Origin of the sequence: Pantoea sp. B65, assembly GCF_047308185.1 — a bacterium.
Lineage (GTDB): Bacteria > Pseudomonadota > Gammaproteobacteria > Enterobacterales > Enterobacteriaceae > Erwinia.
In genome coordinates, this window is the sequence record NZ_JAHXPU010000045.1 from 204,747 (window position 1) to 221,247 (window position 16,501).

Annotated in this window: 10 protein-coding genes; 5 read left to right on the forward strand and 5 right to left on the reverse strand. The window is 55.9% G+C overall.

The annotated features are described in order from the left end of the window. Positions 1-2,534: hypothetical protein (locus JWF83_RS25080; RefSeq protein ID WP_413653214.1), on the forward strand; the 2,534-nt coding region annotated here is incomplete at its 5' end. A gap of 14 nt (positions 2,535-2,548) precedes the next feature. Here the strand turns inward: JWF83_RS25080 and JWF83_RS25085 are convergent. The 3 genes from JWF83_RS25085 to JWF83_RS25095 all read right to left on the reverse strand — a co-directional run bounded on the left by JWF83_RS25085 (position 2,549) and on the right by JWF83_RS25095 (position 9,232). Continuing rightward, positions 2,549-4,615, reverse strand: coding sequence for a carbon starvation CstA family protein (locus JWF83_RS25085; protein WP_413653215.1), 2,067 nt, complete (start codon positions 4,613-4,615; stop codon positions 2,549-2,551). A 240-nt stretch (positions 4,616-4,855) separates the two neighbouring features. Beyond that, positions 4,856-6,790, reverse strand: a complete 1,935-nt coding sequence (locus tag JWF83_RS25090; RefSeq protein WP_413653216.1) for an exoribonuclease II — start codon at positions 6,788-6,790, stop codon at positions 4,856-4,858. A gap of 132 nt (positions 6,791-6,922) precedes the next feature. Continuing rightward, the gene (locus JWF83_RS25095; RefSeq protein ID WP_413653217.1) at positions 6,923-9,232 is read right to left on the reverse strand and encodes an FdhF/YdeP family oxidoreductase; all 2,310 of its coding nucleotides are present in this window, start codon (positions 9,230-9,232) and stop codon (positions 6,923-6,925) included. A gap of 246 nt (positions 9,233-9,478) precedes the next feature. Between JWF83_RS25095 and JWF83_RS25100 the strand changes: the two genes are divergently transcribed. Continuing rightward, positions 9,479-11,068, forward strand: a complete 1,590-nt coding sequence (locus JWF83_RS25100) for a PTS transporter subunit EIIC (RefSeq protein WP_413653218.1) — start codon at positions 9,479-9,481, stop codon at positions 11,066-11,068. 19 nt (positions 11,069-11,087) lie between these two features. On the opposite strand, the gene JWF83_RS25105 is transcribed toward JWF83_RS25100, so the two are convergent. Then, positions 11,088-11,639 (reverse strand): DsbA family protein, encoded by a 552-nt coding sequence (locus JWF83_RS25105; RefSeq protein ID WP_413653219.1) that lies wholly within the window; start codon positions 11,637-11,639, stop codon positions 11,088-11,090. A gap of 25 nt (positions 11,640-11,664) precedes the next feature. Continuing rightward, complete coding sequence (locus JWF83_RS25110; RefSeq protein WP_413653220.1) at positions 11,665-12,759, reverse strand: oxidoreductase; 1,095 nt, start codon at positions 12,757-12,759, stop codon at positions 11,665-11,667. Between the two features lie 274 nt (positions 12,760-13,033). Here JWF83_RS25110 and JWF83_RS25115 point away from each other — a divergent pair, with 274 nt between their 5' ends. The 3 genes from JWF83_RS25115 to JWF83_RS25125 all read left to right on the forward strand — a co-directional run bounded on the left by JWF83_RS25115 (position 13,034) and on the right by JWF83_RS25125 (position 16,501). Further along, a complete protein-coding gene (locus JWF83_RS25115) occupies positions 13,034-14,098 on the forward strand; it encodes a sugar ABC transporter substrate-binding protein (RefSeq protein ID WP_413653221.1) in 1,065 nt (354 codons plus the stop codon). A gap of 9 nt (positions 14,099-14,107) precedes the next feature. Further along, positions 14,108-15,352, forward strand: coding sequence for an LVIVD repeat-containing protein (locus JWF83_RS25120; protein WP_413653222.1), 1,245 nt, complete (start codon positions 14,108-14,110; stop codon positions 15,350-15,352). Positions 15,353-15,586: 234 nt separating this feature from the next. Further along, a complete protein-coding gene (locus tag JWF83_RS25125) occupies positions 15,587-16,501 on the forward strand; it encodes a LysR family transcriptional regulator (RefSeq protein ID WP_413653223.1) in 915 nt (304 codons plus the stop codon).

Here is a 16,501-nt window from a genome sequence, read left to right on the forward strand (position 1 = left end):
GTTATTATGATGTCTATCTGTATGGCAAACTATTCAGTCAGACCAGATGGGTGGAGCCGGAGGCGGAGGATGCTTCCCTGTGGCTGGTTAAGTTTAATCATCTGCCAAATGATCTACTGGATAATTTTATCCATATGCTGAAAGCCGATGTGGATTACATCATTAAATCTGACAAAGAATATCTTGTCGATAGCGCCTTTGAAACGCTGGAGGCGATTATCACCTTACTCAGTATTTTCAGCCTGGCGGTCACCATTACCCCGGTAGCGGGCGCCAGCGCCACTGCGACCAGAGTGTTTGCTGCCCTTACCAGCTGGAAGACCAGTCTCGGGCTGAGCAGTTTTACCATTTTCCCCAATATGATACTGGCGTTATCCGCAGACCGCCCGGAAGAGGCCCAGCGAGCCTGGATTAACGCTGCGCTCGGTCTGGCAGGTGAAGGGGCCAGTTATCTGGTCGGTAAGTATGGTGCTCAGGCGATTATTGGCCTGTTTAAGCAAGGGGGGCAGGTGATAAAAGTGGCGTGGAATCAGTTACCCGACTCGGTTATCGAGAAAATATCCCTCCATGTGAAACAGGTTTTTTCAACCTACAGGAATGAGGTGTGCCGGATTAATCAACTTCCGGTTCCGCCCCCGGCATTCGGCAGTAAATATAAATTCGCCTTTATTGATATCAAAGCCCCGGCAAAGACGATGAACATTATCAGTGATTTTGACGGATTTCCGCGCTTTGTGAATTTGCACCATACCGGTTTGCTGAAACAGGACGGCCTGTTTACCCGCCAGGATAAAATCACCGAGGTGGTACAGCAGTTTTTGCAGAGCAAAGGCTATCAGGCTGATATTGGCGGCGTATTACGTTGGGACAGTATTGGCGACAGTTATCCGCAGGTGCATTATGTGGTGCGGGTTAAATCTCCGGCGCCGCCGCGTAATTCGGAATTCGCCGAAGCCGAGGATATTATCGTCGATTTCGCGCAGGGACGTTTTACGTCGCTGGATAAAAAGGGGGAGTCGATCAGCGGTGAAGAACTCTGGCAAAGCACCTTAGCCGGTTTACAGCATAACCAGCAAAAAGCGTTTAGTATCCAGTGGTTTGATGCAATGAGTCATGCGCCTCATCAATTCTCCCTGCTGCGCCAGGGTAAGCCGCTACTGATCTCTTCATTCACAGACGCGATGGTTATCCGTCCGGACTGGTATAAGAAAATGGCGCGGCGTAATGCACTTAATGGGCTGGAAATTCACCAGGCGCAGCAGCGGCAGGCGATCTATCAGCTGGAAGAGCAGCAGATTAACCAGCCGGGAGCCCTGGCCGACGGCGAGCTAATCAGCCTGAAACTGGGTTATCTGTTTAGCAAAGGAGTGGTTCCGGCATTTAACGCGCTGGGGGAAAAGCTCAGTGAATTATCCAGCCAATCCATCAGTAAGGCGCTGGTGGCGTTGCCGGCTGGCGATTATCGGCTGGTGGCCACCGATTTACGCGGTATCAGCAGTGATAACCAGGGCAATGTCACCCTGACTGATTTTGGTTCTTCAGCCCGTTTGTTACAGCAAAATCATGTGCGCGCTTTTCTGCCTGGCAATATTCAGCAGGCGGCGCTGGCTGCCGAAATCAGCGGGCTGTATGCGCCACGTCTTGATGACCGGGTGATCTACACTGCCGGTGGTGATAACAGCAGCGACTTCAGCGCTCCGCAGGAGCGTGTCAGGCGACTGGCGGATAATGCGCTGACGCTGGGTAAAAGTTGTAATCACCTGCGCATTCCGCTGGTGATGGCGCTGAACAGCAGTATGCTTACTGAATCACAGCGGGCGAATGATAGCGATAGCACGATCAGCGGCACCCTGTCGGCGCAGGCGATTATGTTTGTGCTGGCGCCTGACGATATGTGCAGGCAACTGGTCGAGGTACTGGCGCCGCTGCGTGCTGAGCCGATCCCGGTCTGTCCGCTACTGATTGATTATTCACCGCAATTACGTCAAACGCTGCAGCGCGCGGAGGAATATGTGCTGGAGCCGCAGTTTAGCGAGGCGCGCCAGACGCTGGAAGGTTATGAACAACAGCCATGGATGCCACTGATCAATCTGCAGCTTGCCAGTCAGCTGATCAGTCATGCCACCGCACAATGGCTGCGCGCCGCAACCCGGGCAGATAATTACCGCCATTTTCTCGGCCACCAGCCGCAAACCATCGACCAGCTGGATCAGATCAGCGAGGCGCAACCCGGAGCGCGACTGGTGTTTAGCGAAGTGGCGGCGGCTAATAGCAGCGCCACCCTGTCACATGCGATGATGATGCTGGAAAACAGCACCGCCATCGGCGCCAATAACCAGATTATTGGTGGCAAGGCCGGATGGGAGAAGATCTATCTGCAGGCGCTGAACTGGATCTACCATCCGCAACACGGACTGGTGCTGGAGGCTGACGGCCATCAGTTTCGCCTGCAGATCCAGCAATCCCTGGCTGAACCCACAGGCAATATCACTATGGCAGAGGATGCGCAGGCCACAGATAAAGCAGGAGAGTAACCGGGGCCAGGGTATCAGACATGGCGAGGCTCCTTACGCAGAGAAACTTCCGCTTCATGAGCCGTCGGCGCGCTGCTTTTCAGGGCGCGGCGAATCACAAACAACGCCGAGACCAGCATGGTAATGGCGACCAGCATAAAGAAGGCGCACAGCGCCGCATTAATCTGGTTGTTCAGCACGATGGTTTGCATATCGGCGACGGTTTTGGCCGGCGCGATCACTACGCCATCGGCGATGCCTTTCGAAAATTTATTCGCCTGGGCGAGAAAACCAATCGACGGTTTTTCATGGAAGATTTTCTGCCAGCCAGCGGTCATTGAGGTGATAAACAGCCAGCTGGTGGGCAACATGGTGACCCATGCATAGCGCTGTTTTTTCATTTTGAACAGCACCACCGTGCCGAGGATCAGCGCCATTGACGCCAGCATTTGGTTACCGATACCAAACAGCGGCCACAGGGTATTAATGCCGCCCAGCGGATCGATCACCCCCTGATAGACAAAGAAACCCCAGCAGGCAACGGCGACGGTGGTCCCCGCCATATTCCCCAGCCAGGAGCGATTATTGGCCAGCGATGGCACCACGGTACCCACCAGGTCCTGGACCATAAAACGACAGGCGCGCGTCCCGGCATCGACGGCGGTGAGAATAAACAGCGCCTCAAACAGAATGGCGAAGTGATACCAGAAGGCCATCATCGCGCGGCTGTTAAATACCTCGGTAATGATATGCGCCATCCCGACGGCAAAGGTCGGTGCGCCGCCGGCACGTGACAGAACCGAATGTTCGCCGACATCGCGGGCGACAGCGGTCAGCGCTTCCGGGGTTATTACAAAGCCCCAACTGTTAATCATCTGCGAGGCGCTTTCGACGGTGGTGCCAATCAGCGCGACCGGCGAGTTCATGGCAAAATAGATCCCCGGTTCAATCACCGAGGCGCAGATCAGCGCCATAATGGCAACAAATGACTCCATCAGCATCGCGCCGTAGCCGATAAAGCGGATATGACTTTCGCGCTCCACCAGTTTTGGCGTGGTACCGCTGGACACCAGCGCATGGAAGCCGGAGATGGCGCCGCAGGCGATGGTAATAAACAGGAACGGGAACAGGGCGCCGGAGAACACCGGACCACTGCCATCAATAAAGCGCGATACCGCGGGCATCTTCATCTCCGGCATCGCGAACACAATGCCGATGGCAAGGCCGATAATCACCCCAATTTTCAGAAAGGTGGAGAGATAATCGCGCGGTGCCAGCAGTAACCACACCGGCAGCACCGAGGCGACAAAGCCGTAGATCACCAGTACCCAGGTCAGCGAGGTGCCTTTCAGGGTAAAGAACGGGCCCCAGTAAGGATCGCGGGCGATATCACCGCCGTAGACAATCGCCGCCATCATCAGCACAAAACCAATAACCGATACTTCAGCAATTTTGCCCGGGCGCAGAAAGCGCATCCAGACGCCCATAAATAGCGCAATCGGAATGGTCGCGGCAATGGTAAACAGTCCCCATGGGCTGTCTGCCAGCGCCTTTACCACCACCAGCGCCAGCGCCGAGAGGATAATGATCATCACCCCCAGCGCACCCAGCATAGTGATCACCCCGGCAAAGGCGCCCAGTTCCTGTCTGGCCATCTCACCCAGCGAACGACCATCACGCCGGGTAGAGATAAACAGGATCAGAAAATCCTGCACCGCACCGGCCAGCATTACGCCAACCAGAATCCAGATAGTGCCGGGTAAGAAACCCATCTGCGCGGCAAGAATTGGCCCGACTAACGGTCCGGCGCCGGCGATGGCAGCAAAGTGATGGCCGAACAGCACCCATTTGTTGGTTGGTACATAGTCCAGTCCGTCGTTAAAGCGCTCGGCAGGGGTACGACGACGATCGTCCAGTTCGAAAATATTGCGGGCGATAAACAAGCTGTAGAAGCGCCAGGCGATGCTGTAGCAGGCAACCGCCGCCACCACCAGCCAGACGGCGTTAACGTGTTCGCCGCGGCTCAGCGCCAGCATGCCAAAGGCGAAGGCCCCGACTAACGCCACAGCTATCCAGATAATCCCGGTCTTGACGTTTTTCATCACAAACTCCTTGTTGGTCCGGAAGAGAAGGAACAGGGTGAGCAACAGGTTAAAAGTAATGTAATGGTTTGTTATGGAAAGTGAATCGGCGGAAAAGTGTGAGCTACAGCTAAAGTAATTGCAGTTATATGCCGGAAGGGTATTAAGGCTGGGGGGAGCGGTTAAAATAGAACAGGAGCCATTCAATAAAAAGGGAGCCATTAATGGCTCCCCTGTGCGAGTACCTCCGGGTAGTGGGCGTTACGCTACCGGGCGCGCTACCACACTGCGGGTTTCCATACGCACTTCAGCGATGGTGACCTCAATCACGTCGGTCACGCGATAGACCACTTCGCCTTTAATCTGCACGGTGCCGCTCTCCTGGCTACAGACCATTTCGTCACGTACGGCATGCAGGAATGGCGCCGGAATAAAGGCCACGGCACCAATGTCCAACAGACGGACACGCATACCGCCGCGCGAGATATCGATAATCTCGGCGCTGAAACGGCTATCGGTACCGGCCGATTTCTGCAGGTAGCGCGAGTAGAGCCAGTCACCAACATCGCGTTCAGCCATACGGTTGAGACGGCGACGTTCGCTCATTTTCACCGTCAGTTCATCCAGCGGACGGTCAATGGCTTCACCCTTGATGATCGCTTTCAGCAGACGATGGTTAATCATATCGCCGTACTTACGGATCGGAGAGGTCCAGGTGGCATACGCCTCCAGACCCAGACCAAAGTGCGGGCCTGGCTCGGTGCTGATTTCAGCAAACGACTGGAAACGACGAATGCGGCTGTCAAGGAACTGGGTCGGATGCGAGTCCAGTTCACGACGCAGGGCACGGAAGCCGTCCAGCGTGACAATGGCCGCCGGATCAACGGTAACCCCGTTAGCCGCCAGAATCGCCGCCGCCTGTTCAGCATTGGTGCTGTCAAAGCCAAGATGAACGTTATACACGCCAAAGCCGAGCTTATCGCGCAACACAATGGCGGCGCAGATATTGGCGGTGATCATCGCTTCTTCGACAATGCGGTTAGCAATGCGGCGCGGCTCAGCAATAATATCCAGCACTTCGCCTTTCTCACCCAGCAGGAAACGGTAGTCAGGGCGATCTTTAAACACCAGCGCATGGTTCTGACGCCACTCGCTACGTGCCAGACACAGACGGTGCAGCAGACGGATCTGATGCGCAATGGCTGCCGATTCCGGCTGCCATTCGCCGCTATTCTCCAGCCAGTCAGAGACGTTGTCATACACCAGCTTGGCTTTAGATTCGATCCAGGCGGCAAAGAAGTGAATATCGTCAGACAGCGTACCGTCGGCGGCAACCGTGACGCGACAGGCGAGAACCGGGCGACGCACCTGTGGCCGCAGGGAGCAGATATCATCCGACAGCTGACGTGGCAGCATCGGGATATTAAAGCCTGGCAGATAGTTGGTGAAGGCGCGCTCGGCGGCAATCGCGTCCAGTTCACTCCCCACCGGAACATAGGCGGTCGGATCGGCGATGGCGATGGTCAGCAACAGCGAGCCATCCGCCGTCTCTTCCACATACAATGCGTCATCCATATCTTCGGTGCTGGCGCTGTCGATGGTGACAAACTCCAGTGCGGTCAGATCTTCGCGCTGCAACTGCTCATCGAGCATCGCGGCGGCAGAGACTTCCGGCGCTTCGCGTTCCAGGTTATGGCGCGACAGCGTCACCCACCACGGCGCCAGATGGTCATCCGCAGTGGTAATAAAATGGGTTAACTCGGCGTAAAAACTGCGGTCGCCCTTCAGCGGATGGCGACGCATTTCGGCCACCGCCCAGTCACCAGCCTGAAAATCGTGCTCAACGCTGCGATCCGGACGGCAGGGAATGGCATCCTTGATCAACGGATGATCGGGAACAATCGACAGACGATCGTCTTTCTTCTGCACCCGGCCAACAAAACGCGTCAGAAAAGGCTCAACCAGTTTTTCCGGCTCGGCAATTTCACGATCTTTGTCAGTCTGCACCACGGCAATCACCCGATCGCCATGCATCACTTTTTTCATCTGCGGCGGCGGGATGAAATAGCTTTTCTGTGCATCGACTTCTAAAAAGCCGAATCCTTTTTCAGTGCCTTTTACCACACCTTCAACGCGCGGCGTCTGGGAGTGGAGCTTCTGTTTCAGCTGCGCGAGCAGCGGGTTATCCTGGAACATAATGAGTTATTTTCGTGGCCTAAGAGCGGCTGACAGTTTTACGCGATTAACCGTCTGCGGGCAAGGATCAATTGCGGTTTTCAGCGCAGGCCAGACGGTCCTGACCTGCAACTGAAACCGCCGAAAGGTGGGTCAGGCGATGCGCTGGCTGGCCACTGGCAGCGACAAAGATATTTTTACCGGCACTGATTTTGAGGTCGGCGTACCGCTGCCGTCGCCAAAACTTGACAGCGGAACCAGCGGGTTGGTTTCCGGATAATAGGCAGCCAGATTACCGCGCGGAATCGCGTAAGGCACCAGCTTAAAGCCGCTGACCCGGCGGGTGATGCCGTCATTCCACAGCGTTTCAATATCGACGTTTTCGCCTGCCTGCAGGCCCAGTTCCGCCATATCATCGGGATGGATAAACAGCACTTCACGCTGGCCATAGACGCCGCGATAGCGGTCATCAAGACCGTAAATGGTGGTGTTGTACTGATCGTGCGAACGCAGGGTTTGCAGGGTGAACGGTACTTTGGTCTCGCCCAACTGCGGGAACAGGGAGTCCGGCAGTGCGGCAGCGCTAAACTGCGCCTTATTGTTCAGGGTATTAAAGCGCAGTTCAGCGGCGGCGTTACCAAGCCAGAATCCCCCCGGCAGCTCACACTGCTGATTGAAATCTTTAAAGCCTGGAATCGTGGCGGCAATATGGTCACGGATCTTGTCATAATTACTCGCCAGATCCAGCCAGTCGAGTTTTTCACCGCCCAGCACCGCGTTGGCGATACCGGCAACAATGGCGGTTTCTGAGCGCTGGGTATCGGCAAGCGGTTTTCCCACCCCTTCGGAGGCATGCACCATACTGAAGGAGTCTTCAACGGTAATAAACTGCGGACCACTGGCCTGAATATCCTGTTCGGTACGGCCAAGGGTAGGCAGGATCAGCGCGTCCTGACGGCCCGGCACCAGATGACTGCGGTTCAGCTTGGTACTGATCTGTACCGTCAGCTGACAGCGGCTCAATGCTTCTTCGGTACGCGGACTGTCCGGCGCCGCCGCCGCGAGGTTACCGCCGAGAGCGATCAGTACCTTGATCTCATCGCGCAGCATCGCTTCCAGCGCTTCGACGGTGTTATGACCGATGTTGCGTGGCGGTTCAAAGCCGAAGTGATTCGCCATACTGTCGAGAAAGGCTTTCGTCGGCTTCTCATCAATACCCATGGTGCGGTTGCCCTGCACATTACTGTGACCGCGCACCGGGCAGAGACCGGCTCCCGGTTTGCCGAGCTGGCCAAACAGCAACTGCAGATTAACGATTTCACGTACCGTATCGACCGAGTGTTTATGCTGGGTGACACCCATCGCCCAGGTACAGATCACCCGTTCCGCGCTCTGATAGATCGCCGCCGCTTCGCGGATCTGTTGTTGCGTCAGGCCGGACTGCTGTTCAATTTGCGCCCACTCTGTGGCGGCAACTTGCGCCAGATAGGCATCAACCCCTTCGGTATTGGCCTGAATAAACGCCTCGTCAAACAGACCTTTTTCTCCGGCAGCAATCCGCGTGAGATGCGTCTCCCGCAGCACTTTGACCATGCCGCGGATCGCCGCCATATCACCGCCGAGGTTAGGCTGATAATAGGTGGAGCTGATGGTGCCGGCTTTGGAGGTGACGACTTCCAGCGGTTTTTGTGGATCGGCAAAACGCTCAAGGCCACGTTCACGCAGGGTATTAAAGGTAACAATTTTCGCCCCGTGGTCCGCCGCGTGACGCAGGCTGTGCAGCATGCGCGGATGGTTGGTCCCCGGGTTCTGCCCAAAAACGAAAATCGCATCGGCATGGTCGAAATCATCAAGGCGAATGGTGCCTTTGCCGACGCCGATACTGCGTTTCAGTCCGGCGCCGCTGGCCTCGTGGCACATATTGGAGCAGTCAGGAAAGTTATTGGTGCCGAACATCCGGCCAAAGAGCTGATAGAGCCAGGAGGCCTCGTTACTGGCGCGCCCGGAGGTATAAAGTTCCAGCTGATGCGGATTGTCCATCGCATGCAGATGGCGGGCGATTAATGCGAACGCATCATCCCAGCTGATTGGCTCATAATGATCGGTGGCGCGGTTGTAGCGCAACGGCTCAGTAAGACGCCCCTGATACTCAAGGAAATAATCACTTTGTTGATACAAGGTTGCCACACTGTGAGCGGCAAAAAATTCGGCATCGATAAAACGGCGGGTGGCTTCCCAGGTGACCGCTTTGGCGCCGTTTTCACAAAAACTGAAGGTGCTTTTATTGTCATCACCCCATGCGCAGCCCGGGCAGTCAAACCCTTTCGCTTTGTTCATGCGCATTAAATTGCGCATGTTTTTCAAAACTTGTTTGCTGTCAAACACAAAACGCGTGGTGGCTTCCAGTGAACCCCAGCCGCCCGCAGCGGCCTGGTAAGGCTTTATTTCTGATTTAAATTTCATAATGGATGCAGGTTTTATGTTTATGAGTTGTTAATGAATTATTACTGCTTTCGGCGCAAAGTCTGCAACCGCCACCCCATTTTGTCTAATTGATTGACTGAATGGTGTGATAGCTGCGGTTTATCGTGCGGCGGGCGAAACTGTGACGCTGTTCAAGCTTTACCCGGAACGCAGCGGGCAATTGCGCCCCTTTATCAATTTGTTGACTAATAATTAATCTTTCACAGGCTGCTACAGGGGCGGGTTATGAAAGATTTTGGCAGTAAAGTTCACGCCTTCGGCAAGGCGCTGATGATGCCGATCTCGGTGATTGCCGCCGCCGGGATTTTTCTCGGGGTTGCCGCCGCGCTGCAAAATCCGGCGGTCACCGGAGAGGCTTTTGCGCAGTTACACACGCCGCAGCTGATTATCGGCTTTATTCGTAAGGTGGCCGGGGCGCTGTTTGCCAATCTGCCGGTATTCTTTGCGGTGGCCAGCGCCATCGGCCTGGCGAAAGCGGAGAAGCCGACGGCGGCTTTTGCCGCCGTCATCGGATTTATTGCCATGCATGTCGGAGTCAGCGCTACGCTGGCGGCGAAAGGACTGACTGCGGCGACCACCACCGCTGAAGCGCTGCAGAAATCCGGTATGGACCAGACCACGGCGATGATGACTTCCGCAGAATATATCGACATGCTCGGCATCTTTACCTACAACATGAGCGTGCTGGGCGGGGTGATTGCCGGCTTAATAACGGTGGCGATTCATAATCGCTTCTATACCCAGCAACTGCCAACGGCGATCGGCTTTTTTGGCGGACGGCGTTTTGTGCCGATTGTTACCGTCGTCGTACTGCCGCTGGTGGGGATCCTGCTGGCCACTGTCTGGCCAGGCATTGGCGCGGGCATTGCCTGGGTGGGGGAGCTGATTGGTAAAAGCGGCCAGTATGGCGCCTTTCTGTACGGCACCTTTGAGCGTCTGCTGATCCCCACCGGTCTGCATCATATCCTGAATGAAACCGTGCGCTTTACGCCAATTGGCGGCATCGCCAACGTTGATAATCAGAGTATCGTTGGTGCGCTGAATATCTTTAATGCCGCGCTGACCAGTCCAGGCCTGATCCCTGACGATACGGTGCGTGAAGCCACGCGCTTCCTGGCGCAGGGTAAAATTCCGGTGATGATGTTTGGCCTGCCGGCGGCGGCGCTGGCTATCTATCACAGCGCGCGACCGGAGCATAAACAGCGTGTCAGGGCGCTGGTGCTGGCGGGCGCCTTAACCTCGTTTACCACCGGCATTACTGAACCGCTGGAATTCTGCTTTATTTTTGTCTCACCGCTGCTGTATATCCTGCATGCGCTGCTGAGCGGCCTCTCTTTTATGTTGATGTCGGTGATGCATCTGATGATCGGCAATGTCCAGGGCGGGGCTATCGACCTGCTGGTGTTTGGTATCCTCGGCGGCAGTAAAACTCAGTGGTGGTGGAGTATCCTGCTGGGGCTAATCTATGTTCCGGTCTACTACTACAGTTTTCGTTTTATTATCCGCCGGATGAATGTGGAAACGCCGGGACGGGAGTCCGATGAGCCAGAGACGGCGGCGCCGGTAGCGGCGGATGAGCGCACCAAAGTGATTATCAGCGGGCTGGGGGGCGAGAGTAATATAGAAGATGTCGATTGCTGCTTTACCCGCTTACGGGTGCGGGTGAAAGAGATGAAAGAGGTGGTAGACCAGACGCTGATGACCACCGGCGCTAACGGCGTTAACCGGGTCAGCGATCATGATGTGCAGGTGATCTATGGCCCCCAGGTGGAAAAAATTGCTCATGAAGTGAAAACCGCACTCGGCGTGGCCTGAGTGCGGTGGTTAACGCTGACTACGCCAGAATACGCTGCGCCCAGACGCTGATATCATCCCCGCTGCCGAGATCCGCCTGCACCAGACCGTTGACCAGGAAGGTTGGCGACACGTGGATCCCGTTCTGGCGCGCGTATTTACAGTGCCATTTTATTTCGCTCTGCAGTTCAGGACGAGCAAAGGCTGCAGCCAGCTGCACGCCGCTGTAGCTTTCGATACGATCGATAATCTGCTGCGGCGTGGCATCCATATTCGGGCCGCTGCAGTGGTCGGTAAACTCAAACTCTTCACGATGGTCGGCCACCGCTTTTAGCACCGCGCGTGCGGCCGCCTTGCCATCAGGCAGCGTCGATGCCGCCAGGATGCAGCGGACAATGACGCCGGAGAACAGATGCCAGGGTTGCGACTGCAGACGAATTTTCACCGTTAGCTTATCTTCACCCACCTGCGCCAGTAGCGCGTCGAGCTTATTAAAAGCGCGCACCGAGTAGGGACAGGTGGGTTCAAGGAATACTTCAAACACTGCGGGTCCATGACCCCAGGACAGTGGCTGTGCGTTTAATTCAGACATTATGACTCCTGTGAATGAAGGGGACTCAGGCCGGACGGCCAGCGGTTTCCACTTTTTCAAATGCGGCGCGCAATCTATCGGCAGTAAGCGTGACCGGCAGATAATGTATCGATTCCACCGGGCGCAGGGTATGGGCAATCACCCGATCCAGTGCATCGCGATCGTTAATATCGACTTCCAGCTGCGCCAGGGTGGTCGGCAGGTGGAAACGCTGATAAGCGGCAATCAGCTGCGCCAGCACCTCATCCTGACCGAGCAGGGCGCTTTGTACCAGAATACCGTACGCCACTTTGGTGCCATGCAGGAACCGATCGGTCTGCGGCAGCACCGTCAGGCCGTTGTGCACCGCATGAGCGGCGGCAATGCGGGTGAAGCGTTCACCCAGTCCGCCGACCATCCCGCCACCGGCAATAATCGCGTCCACCACATCGCGAAACGCCTGCGTCAGTACCCCACGTTGCTGATCCGCCAGCGCCGCTTCGCTGTGATCGAGCAGCACATCACGGATAGTCAGCGCTGCATCCAGCCCCAGACGCACGGTCAGCGGCAAATCCTGCGGTGACGGGGCCAGCACCACGGCCTCATACCATTTCGCCAGCGTATCACCGATGCCTGCCAGTAAATACTCCGCCGGTGCCTCCAGCAGAATTTGCGGCTCCACCAGTACCAGATGATTGGCATCGTTGAAAATCTCGTAGCCCAGCGCCTGGCCGGCATCATTATACCAGACCGAGAGCGGCGTCCAGGCGGCACAGGTGGCGGCAATCGTCGGCATGGCGACCACCGGGACGCCAAGTTTACGTGCCAGCGCTTTGGCGCTATCCAGCAAGGCGCCGCCGCCGATACCAATCACCACGGCGCGATCGGTGCCGGCGTCCGCCGCCAGTTGCGCCACATCGCTTTCGCTACAGTGGCCTTTAAACAGCAGATGTTTTGCGCCAGGCGCGTTAAATGCTGCCGGCAGGAATGGCGTCGCAGCGGCGATGGCGCGTTCGCCAAACACCCATACCGCGCGCGACAATGCCTCGTCGCTATATAATTCGTTGAGACGCGCGAAGGCACCGGGGTGCGAGTAGTAGTTAGCCGGGCCGGGGACGACGCGAATATCGGTATTGCTCATAATAAGTCCTTGTAATGTGGGACGTCAGTGCGGCGCGGTGTCTGGTGGTGAAATGCGCGCTGCCAGATAACTTCACTAACCTGATGTTATATCTGGACATCCGGATGGCTAATAACGTTTAATTGTATCTTATGCTATTTCTGTCATTGCCTGCCAGTCAGCAATATGAAATATGTGTTGAATCAATTCATTATTGGTAACAGGCGATGTCCGCAGGCGACAGCGCCTGTCATGGGTATCCAGCGACCTAAATTACAACAAACAGGGAATTATAATGAAAAAACTCTCGCTCTCTTTATTGGCTTTGGGATTACTTAATGCGCTGCCGGGCTTTGCTGCGACGCCGGCCCCGGTTCCACAGGCGATCGCTGCACACGATGGCCCGATCCGTATCGCGGTGATCCGTAATCTTGGCTCCGACGATAACACCACCCAGTTTGTCGCTGGTGCGATTCAGGAAGGTAAGAAACTCGGCTTTAAGGTCAGCACTTTTCTCAGCAACGGCGATGATGCGCGTTTCCAGGATTTTGTTAATCAGGCGATTAGTCAGAAATATGACGGTATTATCCTTTCTCAGGGGCGCGATCCCTATTCCACGCAGTTAGTAAAACGTATCTCTGACGCCGGCATTGCGGTAACGGTATTTGATACCGCAGTGAATGGCGCCATCCCCGGGGTAACCGTTACGCAGCAGGACGATGCTTCGCTGACCAATCTGTCGGCTGGCCAGTTGATTAAAGATTTCAACGGCAAGGCGAATATTATCAAGCTGTGGGTGGCCGGTTTCCCGCCAATGGAGCGTCGTCAGGCGGCCTGGCAGACGTTGCTGAAACAGAACCCGGGGATTCATGAACTGGAATCGATTGGCGCGGTCTCTTCTGATGTGCAGGGCGATACCGCCAATAAAGTGGGGGCGATACTGGCCAAGTATCCGAAAGGCAAAGTTGATGCTATCTGGGGAACCTGGGATGCCTTTAGCCAGGGGGCCTACAAAGCGCTGAAGGAGAATGGCCGTACCGAGATCAAACTCTACAGTATTGATGTATCTAACCAGGATCTGCAGCTGATGCGTGAAGCGGGCAGCCCGTGGAAAGTGAGCGTGGCGGTCGATCCGAAACTGATAGGCGCCACCAATGTGCGTCTGATCGCCAATAAGATTGCGGGTGAGCCGACGCCGGCGACCTATGACTTTAAAGCTGCGGTGATCCCTCAGGCGCTGCTGGTCAGTCAGCCGGGGGCGGTAAACGTGGCCGGTCTGGGTAAAATCATTCCGGGCTGGGGACAAACGGAAGACTTTATCCAGCCGTGGTTTGCCACATTACAGGCAAAAAATAAATAAGGAGCGGTCATGAGTAGTGAATTACCGCGTCCCGACTACAGCCGCAATATGCGGCTGATCGGCCATAGCGACCAGGGCGGCCGACCGGATGGCGTGCAACTGATGGTGCATCGCGGTTTTGCTTATATCGGCCATATGGTGTCGCAGGGTTTTTCGATTGTCGATGTGCGCGATGCGAAGAACCCGAAAACCGCAGGCTTTGTCGCCGCGCCGCCGGGTACCTGGAATGTGCATTTACAGGCGCATGATGATCTGTTGCTGGTGATTAACGCCCGCGACCTGTTTGCCGATACCCGCTTTGCGGATGAAAAAGTCTACTACACCCGCTCCGTTGCTGAGACGGTGAGTGACGTCAGGGATAAAGGCTGGAGCGCAGGTCTGCGCGTATTTGATATCTCAACGCCGGATAAGCCGCGTGAGATCGGTTTTCTGTCGCTTAATGGCATCGGTATTCACCGTATCTGGTATGTGGGCGGACGCTGGGCCTATGTGTCGGCGCTGATTGAGGGGTTTAGCGACTATATCTTTCTTACCATTGATCTCGCCGACCCGCGCAAACCGGAAGTGGCGGGGCGCTGGTGGCTGCCAGGGATGAACCAGGCAGCCGGGGAGCAGGCGCAGTGGCCGGAAGGCAAACGCTACGCATTACATCATGCGATTATCAGCGGCGATACCGCTTATGGCAGCTGGCGCGATGGTGGTCTGACGATCCTCGATGTAAAAGACCGCAGTCAGCCAAAGTTGATCAGTCATCGTAACTGGAGTCCGCCGTTTGGCGGCGGTACGCATACCGCGTTGCCGTTACCGGACCGCGATCTGCTGGTGGTTCTGGATGAAGCGGTACTGGATAATCAGCAAGATGGTGAGAAACTGATCTGGTTATTTGATATTCGTGAACCGGCGAATCCGGTCAGTATCTCTACCTTCCCGCAGCCGGATGAGGTGGATTATGTGGCGAAAGGCGCACATTTTGGTCCGCATAATTTGCATGAGAACCGGCCCGGCAGCTTTATCAGTTCGACGCTGATTTTTGCCACCTATCAGAATGCCGGCGTGCGCGCCTATGATATCAGCAACCCTTACCGCCCGGTTGAAACCGCGGCGCTGGTGCCTGCCGCACCGGCGCGAATGATGGATACCCGTCCGGGGCGGCCGCAGGTGATTCAGTCCTGTGATGTGTTTGTCGATGCGCAGGGCATTATCTACAGCACCGACTATAACGGCGGTCTGTCGATTATCGAGTATCTGGGTTAGTGGCGGGAGCTTCCCCTGCCGGCAGGCAGGGGAGTAGCCTGATATCAGTCGCAGGCTTATTGGATCCCCATCTTAAGATCAGCGATAATAGTGGCATCAATACTGAGCAACTTGCGGCTGATATCTGTCAGGGAGGGGATCTATGCCAGTAAAACCGATTGAAGTATGCATTGCCAGTCCCCTAAGCCCACCCGCCGGTGGGTTTTTGTTATCTTTTTTAAGATATTGAAAAAAATGGATATAAAGCAATTAATTTATCTGTGCAATCTGGAACGCGAGCGCCATTTTGGTCGTGCCGCAGAAGCCAGCTTTGTCAGCCAGCCCACCTTGTCGATGCGCCTGAAAAACCTTGAACGGGAACTGGGGCTGGGACTGATCAATCGCAGCAATAACTTCGCTGGTTTTACCGCCGAAGGGGAGCGGGTGCTGGTATGGGCGCGTGAAATCGTCTCGGTTTATCAGGGGTTAAAACTGGAAGTCGAGTCACTGAAGCATGGCGTCAATGGCACCCTGCGTATTGGCGTCGTGCCGCAATGCAGCATCCCGCTTCCGCTGATGCTCAAGGCGATCAGCGCGCGCTATCCGCAACTGGATTACCGCGTCGCGGTGCTCAGTGCAGATCAGCTGCTGGAGGCTCTGAACAGTCATACGGTGGATGTGGGGATTGGTTTCTTTGAACGGGTAACGCTGCGCGAGCTGCATTTTCAGGCGGAATCACTGCAGGATAATGGCGTTGAGCTGCTGTTCCACCCGCAGTATTTTCCGCAGCTGCAGGGGGATGCGCCGCTGACGCTGGACGAAGCCGCCGGACAACCGCTATGCCTTGCCGAGCCAACGCGCTATTTCCGCCGTTATATCGACAGCCATTTCCGTGCCGCTGACCTGACGCTACGCGTAGTGCTGGAAACCGCCTCGATTTTTCAGTTGTTGCAGGCAGTACAGGTCGGCCTTGGCTGCCTGATTTCACCGGTTGGCCATCTGCTGCCCACCATGACGCCGGAGTTGCAGCGACGTAAGCTGCTGATTGAACCGATGTCACGCCATGCGGCGGTGGTTATCGCCGAGCCAGGCCGGGCCACGCCGCTGGCTCAGCACTTTTTTGATGAGGTTCGCAGCTGGCTTAGTGACGGCCCAGCGCCGCAATGGTAA

Coding starts and splice junctions, on each gene's coding strand:
- JWF83_RS25115 (WP_413653221.1), top strand. CDS start 13,034: ATGAAAAAACTCTCGCTCTCTTTATTGGCTTTGGGATTACTTAATGCG.
- JWF83_RS25095 (WP_413653217.1), bottom strand. CDS start 9,232: ATGAAATTTAAATCAGAAATAAAGCCTTACCAGGCCGCTGCGGGCGGC.
- JWF83_RS25125 (WP_413653223.1), top strand. CDS start 15,587: ATGGATATAAAGCAATTAATTTATCTGTGCAATCTGGAACGCGAGCGC.
- JWF83_RS25120 (WP_413653222.1), top strand. CDS start 14,108: ATGAGTAGTGAATTACCGCGTCCCGACTACAGCCGCAATATGCGGCTG.
- JWF83_RS25105 (WP_413653219.1), bottom strand. CDS start 11,639: ATGTCTGAATTAAACGCACAGCCACTGTCCTGGGGTCATGGACCCGCA.
- JWF83_RS25090 (WP_413653216.1), bottom strand. CDS start 6,790: ATGTTCCAGGATAACCCGCTGCTCGCGCAGCTGAAACAGAAGCTCCAC.
- JWF83_RS25085 (WP_413653215.1), bottom strand. CDS start 4,615: ATGAAAAACGTCAAGACCGGGATTATCTGGATAGCTGTGGCGTTAGTC.
- JWF83_RS25110 (WP_413653220.1), bottom strand. CDS start 12,759: ATGAGCAATACCGATATTCGCGTCGTCCCCGGCCCGGCTAACTACTAC.
- JWF83_RS25100 (WP_413653218.1), top strand. CDS start 9,479: ATGAAAGATTTTGGCAGTAAAGTTCACGCCTTCGGCAAGGCGCTGATG.